The organism is Bacteroidota bacterium, from assembly GCA_016711505.1.
Classification (GTDB): Bacteria; Bacteroidota; Bacteroidia; order AKYH767-A; family 2013-40CM-41-45; genus JADKIH01.
This window is the reverse complement of the sequence record JADJSV010000011.1, coordinates 61,151-78,986: the sequence shown is the minus strand read 5'-3', so window position 1 is coordinate 78,986 and position 17,836 is coordinate 61,151. Positions and strand designations below refer to the sequence as shown.

At 39.9% G+C, this 17,836-nt stretch carries 10 protein-coding genes and 1 pseudogene; 2 read left to right on the top strand and 9 right to left on the bottom strand.

Features of this window, described 5'->3' with window-relative positions:
- Window positions 1-12 precede the first annotated feature (12 nt).
- Together IPL24_12400 and tnpA are read left to right on the top strand one after the other, a co-directional pair.
- Window positions 13-543, top strand: coding sequence for a DUF3109 family protein (locus IPL24_12400; GenBank protein ID MBK8364433.1), 531 nt, complete (start codon window positions 13-15; stop codon window positions 541-543).
- 241 nt (window positions 544-784) lie between these two features.
- Window positions 785-1,246, top strand: a complete 462-nt coding sequence (tnpA, locus tag IPL24_12395) for an IS200/IS605 family transposase (protein MBK8364432.1) — start codon at window positions 785-787, stop codon at window positions 1,244-1,246.
- Between the two features lie 1,264 nt (window positions 1,247-2,510).
- Here tnpA and IPL24_12390 read toward each other — a convergent pair.
- The 9 genes and pseudogenes from IPL24_12390 to IPL24_12350 all read right to left on the bottom strand — a co-directional run bounded on the left by IPL24_12390 (window position 2,511) and on the right by IPL24_12350 (window position 17,802).
- Window positions 2,511-3,266, bottom strand: a complete 756-nt coding sequence (locus IPL24_12390) for a succinate dehydrogenase/fumarate reductase iron-sulfur subunit (protein MBK8364431.1) — start codon at window positions 3,264-3,266, stop codon at window positions 2,511-2,513.
- A 290-nt stretch (window positions 3,267-3,556) separates the two neighbouring features.
- Window positions 3,557-5,471, bottom strand: a pseudogene (locus tag IPL24_12385) (fumarate reductase/succinate dehydrogenase flavoprotein subunit).
- A gap of 39 nt (window positions 5,472-5,510) precedes the next feature.
- On the bottom strand, window positions 5,511-6,194 hold the full coding sequence (locus tag IPL24_12380; protein ID MBK8364430.1) for a succinate dehydrogenase cytochrome b subunit: 684 nt from the start codon (window positions 6,192-6,194) through the stop codon (window positions 5,511-5,513).
- 579 nt (window positions 6,195-6,773) lie between these two features.
- Window positions 6,774-10,373 carry a S8 family serine peptidase gene (locus IPL24_12375; protein ID MBK8364429.1) on the bottom strand — a complete coding sequence of 1,200 codons (3,600 nt, stop codon included), beginning with the start codon at window positions 10,371-10,373 and terminating at the stop codon, window positions 6,774-6,776.
- A gap of 542 nt (window positions 10,374-10,915) precedes the next feature.
- Entirely contained in the window at window positions 10,916-11,257 is a 342-nt protein-coding gene (locus IPL24_12370) for a T9SS type A sorting domain-containing protein (protein MBK8364428.1), read from the bottom strand.
- A 48-nt stretch (window positions 11,258-11,305) separates the two neighbouring features.
- Entirely contained in the window at window positions 11,306-12,952 is a 1,647-nt protein-coding gene (locus tag IPL24_12365; GenBank protein ID MBK8364427.1) for a hypothetical protein, read from the bottom strand.
- A gap of 27 nt (window positions 12,953-12,979) precedes the next feature.
- Window positions 12,980-13,396, bottom strand: coding sequence for a hypothetical protein (locus tag IPL24_12360; GenBank protein MBK8364426.1), 417 nt, complete (start codon window positions 13,394-13,396; stop codon window positions 12,980-12,982).
- 859 nt (window positions 13,397-14,255) lie between these two features.
- Window positions 14,256-16,628 carry a ribonucleoside-diphosphate reductase subunit alpha gene (locus tag IPL24_12355; protein MBK8364425.1) on the bottom strand — a complete coding sequence of 791 codons (2,373 nt, stop codon included), beginning with the start codon at window positions 16,626-16,628 and terminating at the stop codon, window positions 14,256-14,258.
- A gap of 208 nt (window positions 16,629-16,836) precedes the next feature.
- On the bottom strand, window positions 16,837-17,802 hold the full coding sequence (locus tag IPL24_12350; GenBank protein ID MBK8364424.1) for a ribonucleotide-diphosphate reductase subunit beta: 966 nt from the start codon (window positions 17,800-17,802) through the stop codon (window positions 16,837-16,839).
- Window positions 17,803-17,836: the final 34 nt, after the last annotated feature.

Here is a 17,836-nt window from a genome sequence, read left to right as displayed (position 1 = left end):
TACTTTTACCCCATGCTAGTAATCGACAACACCCTGATAACCGACGAAGTACTCGAAAAACATTTTGTATGTGATTTGAATGCCTGCAAAGGCGCATGTTGTGTAAAAGGCGATTATGGTGCTCCTTTGGAAGACGACGAACTAGAGCAGCTTGATAAGGTCTATGACAAAGTTAAACCTTACATGACACCTGCAGGAATTGAAGCTGTAGAAAAGCAAGGCAAATATTTATTGTACGAAAAGAAAGAATGGGTAACACCGTTGATCAAAGGAAAAGAGTGCGCCTATACATTTTTCGATGAAGCCGGTGTTGCAAAATGCGCAATTGAAAAAGCCTACTACGAAGGAAAAGTAAAATGGAAAAAACCGATCAGCTGCCACCTCTACCCTATCCGAATCACCAAACAACGGAATGGTTTAGAAGCATTGAATTATGACAAATGGTCTATCTGCAAAGCAGCCTGCAAATTAGGTGACAGTTTAAAAGTTCCTGTATATAAATTTTTGAAAGATTCATTGACCAGGAAATACGGAAAGGAATGATACAAACAGTTAGAGATTGCGGCTTCAAGAATTGATGAAGTGAAAGCAATGAAAAAAACAATGAAGTAAATCATTTTAAAAACGATATATAGAAGATCCGGTTGGTTAATCCTTCCGGATTTTTTTGTTTAGATGATTCGTAGGAATACAAAATTTAATCACTCATATTCTCCGCATATATGAGAGAGTGTTTTTCATTTTTTCAGATTAATATTGTCCCAACAATTTAATCCAATTGAAAATGGCAAACACATATTCAGAAGTCTATATACAATTTGTTTTCGCAGTTCAAGGACGACGAAGTTTAATCCCACCTTGTCATCGAGAAGAATTACACAAGTATATTTCAGGAATCGTTGAAAGGCTCGATCAGAAAATGCTGGCGATTTTCGCTATGCCTGATCATTTACATCTTTTTGCAGGGATGAAGCCGCAATTATCGCATTCAGATTTCATGAGAGACATTAAAGCTGGCTCATCGAAATTCATAAATGAAAAAAATTGGTTGAACACAAAATTCAATTGGCAATCCGGCTTTGGTGAATTCTCATATTCTAAAAGTCAAATTGATCGCGTTGTAAAGTACATTCTCAATCAAGAGGAACATCATAAGAAGATGACTTTTAAGAACGAGTATCTTTCTCTTCTTAAAAAATTTGAGGTAGAATATGAGGAAAGATATTTATTTGAATGGATAGATTAAAAAATGCAGGACACGATCAATTTGTTTGTTTGTGTTTTCTTATTATTAATTGCAAAACAATTTTTTAATTGCTATCGTGATTCGTTTCATTTACCGGTGCGGCAATTCACAGGTCGCCCCTACGGGGCTTAGGTTCTAGCTATCGATTCATTTCTACAAACAGGCCGCCCCTACGGGGCTATTATATGCATTGTCAGAATAGCCACAGAAGGGTGATTCAGTTTGTAAAAAAAAAATCGTGCAATACAATTATCCCAAGCTTATGTTAACTGCAAAGCCCCATAGGGGCGACATGTTTGTAGAAAAAAAAATCGTGCAATACAATTAGCCCAAGCTCATGTTAACAGCAAAGCCCCATAGGGGCGACCTGTTTGTAGCAGGCGACATGTTTGTAAAAAAAAATCGTGCAATTACAATTAGCCCAAGCTTAAGTTAACAGCATAGCCCCGTAGGGGCGACCTGTTTGTAGAAAAAAAAATCGTGCAATTACAATTAGCCCAAGCTCATGTTAACAGCAAAGCCCCATAGGGGCGACCTGTTTGTAGAAAAAAAAATCGTGCAATACAATTAGCCCAAGCTCATGTTAACAGCAAAGCCCCATAGGGGCGACCTGTTTGTAGCAGGCGACATGTTTGTAGAAAAAAAATCGTGCAATTACAATTAGCCCAAGCTCATGTTAACAGCAAAGCCCCATAGGGGCGACCTGTTTGTGCAGGGACATGTTTGAGAAAAACGCAATACAATTAGCCCAAGCTTATGTTAACAGCAAAGCCCGTAGGGGCGACCTGTTTGTAGAAAAAAAATCGTGCAATTACAATTAGCCCAAGCTCATGTTAACAGCAAAGCCCCATAGGGGCGACCTGTTTGTAGAAAAAAATCGTGCAATACAATTAGCCCAAGCTTATGTTAACAGCAAAGCCCCATAGGGGCGACCTGTTTGTAGAAAAAAATCGTGCAATACAATTAGCCCAAGCTCATGTTAACAGCAAAGCCCCATAGGGGCGACCTGTTTATAGAAAAAATCCGGGGTAGCCCCGTAGGCCTGTGGAAACGCCGATGCTGATTTTTGAAGAAAATAATTTTCATCGCAATTAAATAGTAATCATAATGTTATTCATAGCAACGATAAAAAAATATTATTTTCTTTAGAAAGCCCAGAAATAGATTTATAAATTATCCATACTTTCCTACAGAAAGCAAAAGGGGTTTAAAGCGTACCGAAACACCTTAAACCCCTTTTACACTTTATACTATTAAATTGTAACTACTCTTTCGAAACCCCCGCTCTCAAATACTCGCGATTCAATCTGGCAATATGCGAAATAGAAATTCCTTTCGGACATTCTGCTTCACATGCACCTGTATTTGTGCAATTACCAAAACCGGCTTCATCATGTGTTTTAACCATGTTCAATACACGCTCCCGCCGTTCAGGATCACCTTGTGGAAGTAAGGCAAGCTGAGAAACTTTCGCTGAAAGGAAAAGCATAGCAGACGCATTTTTGCAACTTGCAACGCAAGCTCCGCAACCGATACATGCTGCTGCATCAAACGCTTCATCTGATTTCGATTTCTCGATTGGAATACTGTTTGCATCCGGTGCATTACCGGTATTTACAGAAATATATCCACCTGCCTGAATAATATTTTCAAAAGATGTACGGTCAACTACAAGATCCTTGATAACAGGAAATGCAGCCGCACGCCATGGTTCGATCGTAATCGTTTCACCTTCGTGAAAATGACGCATGTGCAACTGACAAGTAGTTGTGCCACGCATTGGTCCATGTGCACGTCCGTTGATATACATACTACACATCCCACAAATCCCTTCACGACAATCATGATCAAAAGCCACAGGCTCTTTCCCGTCTCTGATCAACCGGTCGTTCAACACATCCAGCATTTCCAGAAACGACATGTGCGTACTTACATCCGGCATATCGTATATTTCAAAGCGACCGGATGCGGTGTTGTTTTTTTGTCGCCAGATTTTTAATTTGAGGTTTATAGTTTCCATTCTTGGTAAGTGGTAAGTGGTAAGTGGTGAGTGGTGAGTGGTGAGTAGCAATATTCGTCTATTCTACCTCTATCAATTCCAATTTAATTATTTATCATTGATTCTCATTTGAATATTTTGAATCAATGATTGTATCATTTTTTTTAATCTTTATTACTAAATTCAATAATTCAACATTCCCCCCCCCCCCCCTTCTCTTCCCCATCCAACTCCCACCCTCCCCCCAGCGAATTCCCCCAAACACCCCCCTCTTCCTTTTTCCCTTTTTAACACCTTACAACCCCACCACTTCAAGAACGTTGTGTCGGATGCACTTCTTCAAAAATCAACTCCTCTTTGTTCAATACAGCAGGGCTTCCTTCGCCGGCAAACTCCCATGCTGCGACGAAAGCGAATTTTTCGTCGTCGCGTTTTGCTTCGCCGTCTTCTGTCTGTGACTCTTCACGGAAGTGACCGCCGCATGATTCGGCACGCATCAATGCATCTGTTACCATTAACTCTCCTAACTCAATGAAGTCGGCAACGCGGCCGGCTTTGTCTAACTCAGGATTGAATTCATTTATATCACCGGGAATTTTTACATCTGACCAGAATTCTTTTTTAAGATCTCTGATCATTCCCAATGCTTTGTTCAGACCTTCAGCATTACGCGCCATTCCGCAGTAATCCCACATGATCTTACCAAGTTTCTTATGTAGATCTTCAACAGTTTGTTTCCCGTTGATCGATTTAAGTTTTGCTATTCTTTCGTTCACACTTTTTTCTGCTTCTTCAAATGCAGGATGTGAAGTTGGTGTAGCAGGATTTCTGATTTCATCAGCAAGATAATCACCGATAGTGTATGGAATTACAAAATATCCATCAGCCAATCCCTGCATCAAAGCAGATGCTCCTAAACGATTCGCACCATGATCAGAAAAATTACATTCTCCTAAAGCAAACAATCCCGGTACTGTTGTCATTAAATTATAATCGACCCACAATCCACCCATTGTATAGTGAACTGCCGGATAAATTCTCATTGGTGTTTTGTAAGGATCGTCACCGGTGATCTTCTCATACATTTCGAAAAGATTTCCATAACGCTCGCTGATCACATCTTTTCCCAAACGAATAATTGCATCGCGGAAATCAAGATATACTGCTAATCCGCTCGGACCAACTCCTCTTCCTTCATCACATGCTTGTTTAGCAGCACGCGATGCCACATCACGCGGAACTAAATTTCCGAATGCAGGATAACGACGCTCTAAGTAATAATCTCTTTCCGTATCAGGAATTTCTTCAGGCTTACGCTTATCGCCTTTTGCTGCAGGCACCCAGACACGACCATCATTACGTAAACTTTCACTCATCAGCGTAAGCTTCGATTGATAATCACCGGAAACCGGAATACATGTCGGATGAATTTGTGTGAAACAAGGATTACCAAAATATGCACCTTGTTTATATGCTTTCCATATAGCAGTAACATTACTGCCCATGGCATTTGTAGAAAGATAAAATACGTTTCCATAACCACCACTTGCAAGAATTACAGCATGACCGAAATGACGTTCTACTTCACCTGTTACTAAATTTCTTGCAATGATGCCACGTGGCTTTCCCATCGATCTTCACTACTTCAACCATCTCATGACGGTTATACATTTTCAGATTTCCTTTTGCGATCTGACGTGACATTGCACTATACGCTCCTAACAAAAGTTGTTGTCCTGTTTGTCCGCGTGCATAAAAAGTTCGCGACACCTGAACACCACCGAAAGAACGGTTATCAAGCAAGCCGCCATATTCACGGGCGAAAGGCACACCTTGCGCAACACACTGATCAATGATCGCAGTACTGATCTCTGCTAAGCGATGAACGTTCGCTTCACGCGCACGATAGTCACCGCCTTTTACTGTATCATAAAATAAACGATAAACACTATCGCCATCGTTTTTATAATTCTTTGCAGCATTGATTCCACCTTGTGCAGCGATACTATGTGCACGACGCGGACTATCCTGAAAACAAAAACATTTTACGCTGTAACCCATCTCAGCAAGACTTGCTGCTGCTGCACCTCCGGCAAGACCGGAACCGACAACGATAATTTCAAGTTTGCGTTTATTAGCAGGATTGACAAGACGTACTTTTGATTTGTAATCTGTCCACTTTTTATCGAGTGTTCCCGCCGGTATTCTGGAATTTAATTTGCTCATAATGGTGATGATCTTTTTTATCGACCTAAAAACTACTGATTATTTAACACCCATATTTGTTGCTGCTCCGAAAAGATCGAAGTAGAAAATCACAGGGAAAGAAGCGAAACCGATCATCATAATTAATGCATAGATGGTTCCGACAGATTTAATTGTTTTACTGAACTTATGATTATTCCAGCCCATCGTCTGGAATGCAGATTGAAATCCATGATTCAAATGAAATCCCAGAATTACCATTGCAACAAGATACAATGCCGCATACCAGTTCGTTTGAAATGCATAAGCAACATCATACGACATTGCATTTTCAGGAGTACCGATACGGTGTGGAACAAAGAAAGTGCGGATATGAATGATCAGAAAAACGAAAATTATAGATCCTGTTAATCCCATATTTCTGCTGAACCAAGAACTGTTTTTCGACTGATGGTTCACAGCATAACCAACCGGACGAGCTTTTTTATTGGAGAAAGTCAGGAACAAGCCATCGATTGCATGAATCAGTATTCCGGCAAAAAGTCCAATTTCGATAGTTCGGATTATCATATTTCCAGCCATAAAATGGGAGAATTCATTGAAGGCTTCACCACCATCCAGCTTGTATAACAACAAGTTACCATACAAATGTTCCAGTAAAAAAAGGCAAAGAAATAAGCCGGTCAGGGCCATCACCATTTTCCGGCCAACTGAAGTGTAGAATATTTTAAGGGATGAAATCATAAGGTGTATTTTTCTTCGAAATTAGCTGTGGAAGGCGGTTTCTGTAATTGGAACAATTAAACACAGCTTTGGTTTAGGTCGGACAAATGTATATGCGGGCAGTGGTTTTTCAAAGGTTTTTTTTTGAGTAAGTAGTAAGTGAAGGGTAGAAATTAGCACGGCGAAAATAAACGCAGCGCCTTAACTTCTAAGAACTTAGAGGCCCACAGAATAATCTATGAGTTTGGTCATAAAAAATAGTTTTTGGAGCGATAGGACATTGCTCCGTATTCACCTTCAGTCCCGTGCTCCATTCGCAGGAGCTCATTGCGCCCGGGGCTAGTCTGGAAAGGTTTTTTCTTCGATTTCAGAAGGGATTAATTTCCCGCAGAATTGCGCAGAGTACGCAGAAAATCCGCAGAAATTCCTGCGGAATTAGAACTCATTTTTCAGAATATTTTCTTTTATATAATTCATCATTGAAATATAATCTCGCAGAGATCTCTGCGGATTTTCTGCGTACTCTGCGCAATTCTGCGGGAGAAAAAACACAGAGAATTCTTTCCCGCACATTTTGCAGATTCCGCAGATTGCTTTTATTCAATTCACCACTACCTTAACCCGACTATTCATCTGACTTGAATTTAATTCAACAGTATAAATTCCTTTAGCAACACCGCTCAAACGCATTTCGAGATTATTGTTCTGTGTGAAATTGTTTCGCACCGTTTTGATAGATCGTCCCATTGCATCAAAAAGATTCACTGTCACTTCTTCATTCGATGCATCCAGGCAATAGATGTTGAACATCTCTTTAGCAGGATTCGGATAAATAGTAACTGCAGTGTTCTTTGTATTCTCATTCACACCAACGGGTAGATTTGCAACATTAATGTTATCAATATAAAGACCATTCCCATAACCATTAATACTTGCAAAGCGAAGAATTACTTGTTGACCTGCAAATGCAGACAGATCAACAGAATCATTTCTCCATTCTGATGCATCTATTGGTTCCCAACCTGAATCCGTATTATATCCGCCAATTGTACCAAGCGTTAAACCATCTTTAATATATCCTGTAGGTATGAAATCAGCTCCGCAATTTGTTGATACATCTACACGCAAGCCGTCAATAAAGTTGGCAGAATACGGTGCGTGAGCTACATCAAATGTCAGATAAGAATTTGTCATTCCTGTCAGGTCATACACGCGTGTTTCAAAATAATCTTCTTCTCCCGGAGAATTGTAACTGAAATTGTCCAAATATGCAGCGGTTGTTGAAAATGAACTTACTCCTGTAACGTTTCGACTGACCCATGTTATTTCACTATCAGGATTCACAATTAAAAAACCAAACGGCGGAAAAGAAGTTTCAAGATCTTCAGTCAAAGGTGGAAAACCGATGTTACCGTCAATCACATTTATTTCTGCAAATACACTGTCATTATAATTATTCATATCACCTGGCAATGAAATCCATGCAGCAAGTTGATATGAACCTGTCGCAAGTAAAGAAACAGGAACTGAAAATGTATGTGATGCAGTATCAAATATATTTAAGGTTCCGGTAAAAATTTCTGTTACAATACTACCTGTATTCAATCGATAGTTTACAGGAAAATTTGAAACCGGATTAATTGATAAACTTCTGAAATGAATTGTAACATCAACAGATCCATTCGAAGGACAATCACGATAAGAACCTGAAACGGGCGAAACCAAATTCACCATTTCATTATCAAATGCCAATGGGCAATTGAATACACCGGCAGGTTTAGAAATTGCAGTTACTCTCCGGCCTTTACCACCATTCACACCAATGGCTCTTACACTAAACCATTTGTCAACATTTGGAACTGTACCATAAATTGTGACAAATGGATTTGTGCTTGTAGCGACAGAATCCATATACATATTACCAAGCATACTTACTTCATAAGCTACAGCACCGGATACGGGAGTCCATTCCAGTCTGAGAGAATCAGGACATTCATACGTAACAGATAAGTTTGTGATTTCTGAAAATATTGAAAACGAATTATCACTGACATCCGATTGCGAACCACGGGAAATTCTGATCAATACCTGATCCGTTGAAACAAATGGAACTGAGAATGTCGCTTGTCGATTTGTATATGGAATATTTGTTGAAATAGTATTCCAGGAAGTTCCATTGTTTGTTGAATATTCAGCGGTGTATGATTGCGTTGATTGACTCGCATCATCCCATCGAAGTATTTCTTCTTCACCGGCTACGAAACCTTCTGCACCATTCGGATAAGTAAGTTTAATTCCATCTTCTATCATATCCCATACAACATAAAATTTTTGTACGCCTTGCGGTACTTCAAAACCATCTACTGTTAAAGAATAGGTTCCTGCAGCAGGATTTTCAATTTGTATTTGTTCGGCATTATTCAAAGTATCAACCCCCTGCACAGCAAAATTATTCAGAGTTATTTCATCAGGTGTGGGATCCAATATCAATGGAAGATAATTTGTACTGGATAAGTCAGTCATAGATATATTCAGATCATTTACCAGCGCCTTTGATGCAGAAGGATTTCCTTCGTAATCGTGCCAGTAAACCATTACTTTTGCAAGAGACGTATTAGCCGGAATAGTTAAATTAAATGTCTTCGCCTGACCCTGAGAAACAGAATCGAAAATAAAATTGTTGCCGGCAAGCAGATCATATGCGCGCATTGCATTCACACGACCCCAGCCGAAAATGTAATCGGGACCCGGATTTCCAAGTTCTGAAGCGGTGTTTAACAATGTTGCTTTAAGCAAAGCCGTATTAATTTCCTGTCCTGAATTCATTTCTTTATAAGCCTGACATAATTGTGCACTTATACCGGCAACACCCGGTGAAGCTGCGGAAGTACCTCCGCCGACTTGATAAGTGTTGTTTTCATCAGTCGACATTTGATCTGTTCCATTCGCAGCGATATCCGGCTTTACACGGCCATCGCTTGCGGGACCACGACTGCTGCTTCCTGCTATCAAATCGTTGGCATTTACATTTGCACATGCAATTACATTTTTTCCTGATTTATATCCACCGGTAATATTACCCCATTGATCCCCTGCGCCGTAACCACAATCGGAACTATTATTATTACCTGCACTGAATATAAATTCAAGTTGCGGATTGTCATAAATTAATTCATCTCCAAATTGAGAGTCTGATGTATACTCATTACAGCCCTGGCTATAACTTGTAGACACCAGTACAATACTATCGATATTGTAATTTGAAATTGCATCAACAATTTGCGGATAACCGCTAATTGAAAATTCGTGAAGATGCGCACCTGTAGCCATTCCCGTTATTGTAGGATCAAGATTTCCGGCACCTACACAAATCCCTGAAGTCATATCACCATGAGTTCCTCCTTGTGCAGTATTGGTATGATCAGTCCAGCGACCTTTAAAATCAATGTGACTTATACTTCCATCATCAGCAACTGCCACATGCACACCTGAACCATTGTAGTGCAAACCGTTTGTCTGTTCTGAATTGATTACATTCGAGCGATGAAGACTGCGACCTTTTGTATCGTCGGGAGTTGGATCAGGCGCAATTGTTTCCATATACTCTACAAAAGGTAATTCCGAAAACTTTTCGATTTCATTGTTATTAATCCTGATCGTAATCGTTTTAAGATTTTCGGGCGTCTTGATAACATTCGCTCCATTAGAAATTAATTCTTTGATGGCAATCTCCCTTGTAACATCGTTGAAATACAAAACATTTACATCAACAGTTCCTTCTTGTTTGATTGCATGTGGAGGAATAGAATTGTTTCTCAGTTCCTGACTAAGTTTGTAAGTTGCTTCTATTACAGATAAACTTCTTACGTCAAGAGAAGCTAGTATGCCCGGATTAAAATCAGAAGGCAGCGAAGCATAAAATGCAAAGTGCGGAATGTAATCCAGCAGATGAATTCCGCTTGCTTCAATGATCTGGCGTTGCTCTATTGTTGGCACATTATTGAATTGGAGCAATGCGTAAATACGCTGATTGAAAACCGGAAACTGATTCAGGTCGTCATTCGTTGAAAAGGCATCAGCATTAGGCTGGAGTTGTACAACTCCCGATTTAAAAAGTATAGAATAATTTTTATTTACCTGCTGCGCTGAGGCAAACAGAAAACCGAATGCAAATAAAACTAATGCACAAATCCTTTTCATAGATAGGGGTGATTAATGATTTACGGGCAAGTTATTAAAAATATTAATAGTGCCGTAATATTCACCGCATTCATTGGCCAGACACAGCCAAGATTGTTCCAGTTCCCGGTTTTTTTCAAGATATCTTTGCGCTAAATCTGCGGGTTCTGTGGGAAAAATTAAGCGCGATTTTTTTTCTCCCGCAGATCTCGCGGATCTCGCAGATTAAAAACGCAGATTTTTTTTATTACTTCTTTTCTGCGGGATCTGTGAGATCTGCGGGAAATAATTAAGCGTGATTTTTTTTCTCCCGCAGATCTCGCGGATCTTGCAGATTGAAAACGCAGATTTTTTGAATTACTTCTTTTCTGCGGGATCTGTGAGATCTGCGGGAAAAATTAAGCGTGATTTTTTTCTCCCGCAGATCTCGCGGATCACGCAGATTAAAAACGCAGATTTTTTGAATTACTTCTTTTCTGCGGGATCTGTGAGATCTGCGGGAAATAATTAAGCGCCATTTTATTTCTCCCGCAGATCTCGCGGATCTCGCAGATTAAAAACTTTCACCAAACAAACTTTGTCGAAAATAATTTTCTTTCATTTTTCACATTCAAAATATAAACACCGGGATTCAATAAATAGGAATTCAATTCAACATCTTTTGATCCGAATAAAATATTTTCAGAATAAACAACCTGGCCATTCATCGAAATAATCTGTAATTGAAATTCACCTTTTTCAGTAGAAAGAATTTTAAGAACACCATTCTTCTCAAAACATGTTATATGAAAATCATTTTCGAAATCATTTTCTACAGCTATCGTTGAAAGTTTTTGAGTAGTACCATCGAAATCAGTCTGACTTAATAAATAATAAACAATTCCTTTAGGTGCAGAAGCATCCATAAAATTATACTCAGAGATCTGACTTGCATTACCATTTCCGGGAACGATTCAGCAAAGAGAAAAGTTCAATCCATCAGAAGAGCGTTCAAGTGTAAAGTATGAATTATTGATCTCCGATGCCGTTGCCCAGTCCAATTCCACCATTTTATTTTTTACCTCACCTTCAAAGTATAAGAATGAAACCGGCAAGGTCACTGCATCACTTAACTTTAGAAAAAAAACATCCGGCAATCCGGTTGCAGTTAGAAGTGAGCTAGACGAAACACCGGGATCAAAATCGACAGTCGTATAGAAATGTCCGCCGACATAAATGTTTCTATTGACATCTGTTGAAATATCATACGCCTGAGAATAATAATCTCCGCCGCTTCCTCCGCCCCATTGAAAATTTCCGTTGTCATCCAGAGCAATGATATACCAGCCTTGGTTCCCTACGGAATTTACATTATAAGTCCCCGGCCCCGGATCAAAGTCTGCAGTTCCTTTGAATCCTCCGCAAAGATAGACCCAGTTATTTGTCCGGTCAATTGCAACGGCATTACAAAAATTATCGCTTGCACCACTTATCCGCAATGCACGAATCAAGTCTCCTGCAGAATTTAGTTGAACCATATATGAATTCGGAATGCCTGGCCCCGGACCACTCAGGTTAAAAACGCCTGCACCGGGATCAAAATCTACAGTGCCGACATTATTCCCCGTCACCCAGATATTTCCATTATAATCCGCTGCTATATCAAGACCATTTGCAGATCCGGGTCCGGTAAACATTTTTGCCCACATGAGTGCCCCTGTGAGAATATTCAATCTTACGATGGCATTTGAATAAGAAGTTGCAACCAGATTAGATACTCCGACACCCGGATCCCAGTCACAAGTACCGATTTGATTTCCTACATATAAGATCTCATTGGAAAGCGGATCAATATCAATTGACCCTACAATATCGCTTCCTGTTCCTGGAAAAACATCTGCCCAGACAATTGCTCCTGCAGAAGAAGTATACGTTGCAATAAACACGTCATAATTATTTGTTGGTGCTGTTGCATTGAAAGTTCCTACACCGGGATCAAGATCTATTGTTCCATCGAATATTCCGGCGATGACAATAATTCCAGATGCAGAAATTTTAATGTCACGTATATCAACAAGATTTGAATTTCGAATCTGTTGGACCCATATAAAATTTCCATTTGAATCAAGTTTTAATATGAAGCCGTTATAAGGACCGGATGCAGCAAGGTTTACAACTCCTGCTCCCGGATCAAAGTCGACCGTATTATTAAAAAAACCTGTGACGTATATATTACCAACGTTATCGGTCACCAGAGCATCTGCGCGTTCGTAACCTATGCCGCCAACCTGCTTAGCCCAAATTGTATTGCCGTTAACATCAACTTTGACCAGCGCAATATCACCACCACCTGCACCTGTAAAATTGATCACACCCGGTCCGGGATCTACATCTGTTGTAATATTGAAGGAAATTGAATGTACAGTAGTGCCGGTAAAATAATCTGTTGCCTGTTTTCGGTAGTAAGTAGCATTTGAACTTCCGATTTGCTTCGCCCACGAAAGTCCGGGCATTTGTGCAAACATATTAATTGCACAAAAGATCAGTATAGCAAAAATTAAAAAGACGATCACCTTCTTCATCATACCAACAAATGTAGTTGGGTCGCAAAAGGCCGTCAATACTCAGTTTGTAGTAATTACTCAGGGTTATTTCTCTAACAGAATGAATTTTTTCGAAACAGCATGCGGCTTTCCTCCTATCAATTCCAGATAAAATGTACCGGAAGCATTGATTGCATCAATCGAATACATTACACCATCTTTCAATTGTGTTGCAAAATATTTGCAAGTGCATTTCGGTTCGTCTTCCTGTTCACTGTGATTAAGAAACAATTTCCATTTTCCGTTTTCCAGTCTGTAAACTCTATACATGAAATCTGAATTTCCACACGAGCATGATAATGTTGGAACTGATAGTGTCGCTGCTACCTTTGGATAGAATTCTATTCTGTCTTTTACATCGAAGGTGTCGCGTTGGATGATGAGGGAATCCTGCGCTGAGGCATTTACAAATTGCAGAGCAAGAAAAAACAAGATGATTGGGAGATGGAAATGTTTTTGCATCTTATAAAGGTAATATTAACAATACAAATTTTTTGGATAATGAATGAAGGAAATAGATGTGTCCCTAATCGAAAACGGACACTGCGTGAATTTATTGCCTTACCAAATCATGTGCGACCCCTACGGGGTCGGTTCGTGTTGTTGATTATCTTTTCTACCGATATGCGACCCTTCCAGGGTCGTTCGGTGAATTTATTAAATAGAAATACATTTTAAAAAATGTGATCTAACTACAAACTTATAACCTCAGACCCTGGAAGGGTTACATATTGGAAACCCGTACAATGATATGAACGCCCGACCCTGGAAGGGTCACATATTGGTAACCCGTACAATGATAGGAACGCCCGACCCTGGAAGGGTCACATATTGGTAACCCGTACAATGATAGGAACGCCCGACCCTGGAAGGGTCACATATTGGTAACCCGTACAATGATAGGAACGCCCGACCCTGGAAGGGTCACATATTGGTAGCCCGTAAAATGAAATGAACGCACGACCCTGGAAGGGTCGCATATTGGTAACCCGTACAATGATAGGAACGCACGACCCTGGAAGGGTCACATATTGGTAGCCCGTAAAATGAAATGAACGCACGACCCCGTAGGGGTCGCATATGAATTGACACGATATGTGGAAAATAGAAAAATGCAGTATCGATTTGAAATGCAAATGATAATTTGCAAACCTTTTAGAATTCGCCTGTGAATTTATTAAACAGAAACACATTTTAAAAATTTGTGATCTATTTCCAAACTTGTAACCCCTGGACCCTGTAGGGGCCACATATCGGTAACAAAAAACCCTCCCGGTTCATCACCGAAAGGGTTCGCACTATGTACAAAAGCATTGTATCGTTATGACCCGCAGGCTTCGCACGCTTCCGGATTATCCAGCGAGCAGGCCATTTGGGCAAAGGCTTCTTCTTTATCGGCAACAACTGCTGTTTCAACATTTGGTTGCTTCAGGTAACTTTGGTCGATTGTAAATTTCACTGCATCCGCAGCTGACTTCGTACGCAGGTAATACATGCCTGTCTTCAAACCTTTTTTCCATGCATAGAAATGCATTGATGTAAGTTTGGCGAAGTTGGCGTCCTGAATAAATAAATTCAACGACTGACTCTGGCAGATGTACGCACCACGGTCAGCAGCCATATCAATCACTGCACGTTGTTTGATCTCCCAAACAGTTTTGTAGATCTCTTTCAGGTCAGCAGGAATTTCTGCTATTGCCTGAATTGAACCGTTATCTGCAATGATCTTATTCTTCATGTTATCATTCCACAGATTCAGTTTCACAAGATCTTTTAATAAGTGCTTGTTTACGATCGGGAATTCTCCACTCAATACACGACGACTGTAAATATTCGATGTATATGGTTCGAAGCATTCGTTGTTACCAAGGATCTGCGATGTACTTGCAGTCGGCATCGGAGCTAACAATAATGAATTTCGAACTCCGTATTTTTTTACTTCTTCTTTCAGCACATCCCACTCCCAGCGATTCGATGGAGTTACATTCCACATATCGTACTGGAAAATTCCTTGTGATACCGGTGAACCTTCGTATGTTTCGTAAGGACCATCTTTCTTAGAAAGATCTTTCGATGCAGTCATTGATGCATAGTAGATCGTTTCGTGAATTTCTTTATTCAACTGACGCGCTTCATCGCTGTCGAATGGCATACGCATCAGGATGAAAGCATCTGCTAATCCCTGCACACCAATTCCGATCGGACGGTGACGCATGTTGCTCTTGCGGGCAGCTTCAACAGGATAATAATTGATGTCAATTACTTTATTCAGATTCTTCGTGATCACATACGTGATGTCGAATAATTTCTGATGATCGAATTTATTGTTGATCACAAAACGTGGTAATGCTATCGATGCAAGATTACAAACAGCGATCTCATCCGGTGCAGTGTACTCAACGATCTCTGTACAAAGATTTGAACTCTTGATTGTACCAAGATTTTTCTGATTGCTCTTTTCATTACATGCATCTTTGTAAAGCATGTACGGTGTTCCTGTTTCAATTTGCGATTCAAGAATTGCAAACCAAAGTTCTTGTGCTTTTATAGTTTTACGCGCGCGACCTTCTGCTTCATATTGAGCATACAGAGCACGGAATTTATCACCATAACATTCATCAAGACCAGGTGCTTCATTCGGACAGAATAAACTCCACTCACCGTCTTGCTCAACTCTTTCCATGAACAGATCAGAGATCCACATAGCGAAGAAAAGATCACGGGCGCGGTTTTCTTCTTTACCATGATTCTTTTTCAATTCAAGGAAATCGAAAATATCTGCATGCCAAGGTTCAATATAAATAGCGAAAGAACCTTTGCGCTTTCCACCACCCTGATCAACATAACGAGCTGTATCATTGAATACACGCAACATCGGAACGATACCGTTTGAAGTACCATTCGTTCCGCGGATATAAGAACCTGTTGCACGTACATTGTGAATGCTTAGTCCGATACCACCGGCCGACTGCGAAATTTTTGCGCAGTTCTTAAGTGTATTATAAATTCCATCAATGCTATCGTCTTCCATCTGCAACAGGAAGCAAGAGCTTAACTGTGGTTTCGGTGTTCCTGCATTGAACAGTGTCGGTGTAGCATGAGTGAACCAACGTTCGCTCATCAGGTTATAAGTCTCAACAGCAGATTCAATATCTTCTTTGTGAATACCGATTGCTACACGCATTATCATGTGTTGCGGACGTTCAGCAATTGCGCCACGGATCTTCAGCAAGTAAGATTTCTCCAGTGTTTTGAAACCAAAGTAATCGTAACCGAAATCGCGGTCGTAGATGATGGTTGAATCCAAGAAGTCTTTGTTCTTCTCGATGATTGCATATACATCATCAGCAAGCAAAGGAGCTTTCTTTCCGGTTTTCGGATCGATATATTCATAAAGATCTTTCATCGTTTCGCTGAAAGACTTCTTTGTATTTTTATGCAGGTTACTCACTGCGATACGCGCCGCAAGAATTGCATAATCAGGATGACGAGTCGTCATTGATGCTGCAATTTCCGCCGCCAGACTATCCAGTTGAGATGTAGTTACTCCATCATAAATACCTTCGATGACCTTTTGAGCCACAGCAAAAGTATCTACATGTTCAGATAAACTGTAAGCCAGTTTCTGAATCCTTGCCGTTACTTTATCGAATCGAACGGCTTCTTTTCTTCCATCTCTTTTGTGTACGAACATTGTTGGTGGTAAGTTTTTTTTGTAATTGGTAAATGGTAATTGGTAAGTGGTGAGTAGCACTACTTACATTTTGATAATATATTCCTTTTATTCAATGAGAAATGGATGTTAAAGTATGTACTAACATTCACCCTCTTCTCACTATTTTCAATGCATACTGATTGCAAAATGAAAGTATTGCTACTTACCACTCACCAATCACTACTCACTAAAAATCTTCGTCCAGCTTGAATAGATTCTCCGACTGTTGCTGACCAACAGAAGCTTTTTTGTATTCGCTCACTCGTTTTTCGAAGAAGTTTGTTTTTCCCTGTAGTGAGATCATTTCCATGAAGTCAAACGGATTAGTGCTGTTGTAAATTTTATCACATCCAAGAGAAACAAGTAAACGATCTGCAACGAATTCAATATACTGACACATCAGTTTAGCATTCATTCCGATCAATGAAACCGGAATTGCATCTGTAACGAATTCATGTTCGTTTTCAACTGCATCGCGGATAATAGCCTGAACAGTTTCTTTCGGCAGTTTATTTTCAAGCATACCATAAAGTAAGCAAGCGAAATCGCAATGCATTCCTTCGTCGCGGCTGATGAATTCATTTGAAGTACAAAGACCCGGCATCAAACCACGTTTTTTCAACCAGAAAATTGAGCAGAATGATCCTGAGAAGAAAATTCCTTCTACTGCTGCGAAAGCGATCAGACGTTCAGCAAAACTTCCGTTTTTTATCCAACGAAGCGCCCATTGTGCCTTTTTAGTAACACATGGCACTGTATCTATTGCATGTAATAAATGTGTTCTTTCTGCAGAGTCCTTAATATAAGTATCGATGAGCAATGAATACATCTCAGAATGGATGTTTTCCATCATGATCTGGAAACCGTAAAAACAACGGGCTTCCGGAAGTTGAACTTCGTTCATGAAGTTAATTGCAAGGTTTTCATTCACAATTCCATCGCTGGCAGCGAAAAAAGCAAGCACGTGTTTAATGAAATGGCGTTCATCGTTCGACAGTTTTTCCCAATCTTTTTGATCAGCCTGTAAATCGACTTCTTCAGCAGTCCAGAAACTCTGAACTGACTTCTTATACATGTCCCAGATCTTTGGGCAGTTGATCGGGAAAAGCACAAAGCGATCCTTGTTTTCTTCTAATAATATTTCTTTCTTCATTTTTACTTTAAAAAAGCAGTTATTAAATTTTGTT

Coding starts and splice junctions, on each gene's coding strand:
- IPL24_12370 (MBK8364428.1), bottom strand. CDS start 11,257: ATGGATGCTTCTGCACCTAAAGGAATTGTTTATTATTTATTAAGTCAG.
- IPL24_12355 (MBK8364425.1), bottom strand. CDS start 16,628: ATGTTCGTACACAAAAGAGATGGAAGAAAAGAAGCCGTTCGATTCGAT.
- tnpA (MBK8364432.1), top strand. CDS start 785: ATGGCAAACACATATTCAGAAGTCTATATACAATTTGTTTTCGCAGTT.
- IPL24_12375 (MBK8364429.1), bottom strand. CDS start 10,373: ATGAAAAGGATTTGTGCATTAGTTTTATTTGCATTCGGTTTTCTGTTT.
- IPL24_12400 (MBK8364433.1), top strand. CDS start 13: ATGCTAGTAATCGACAACACCCTGATAACCGACGAAGTACTCGAAAAA.
- IPL24_12390 (MBK8364431.1), bottom strand. CDS start 3,266: ATGGAAACTATAAACCTCAAATTAAAAATCTGGCGACAAAAAAACAAC.
- IPL24_12350 (MBK8364424.1), bottom strand. CDS start 17,802: ATGAAGAAAGAAATATTATTAGAAGAAAACAAGGATCGCTTTGTGCTT.
- IPL24_12360 (MBK8364426.1), bottom strand. CDS start 13,396: ATGCAAAAACATTTCCATCTCCCAATCATCTTGTTTTTTCTTGCTCTG.
- IPL24_12380 (MBK8364430.1), bottom strand. CDS start 6,194: ATGATTTCATCCCTTAAAATATTCTACACTTCAGTTGGCCGGAAAATG.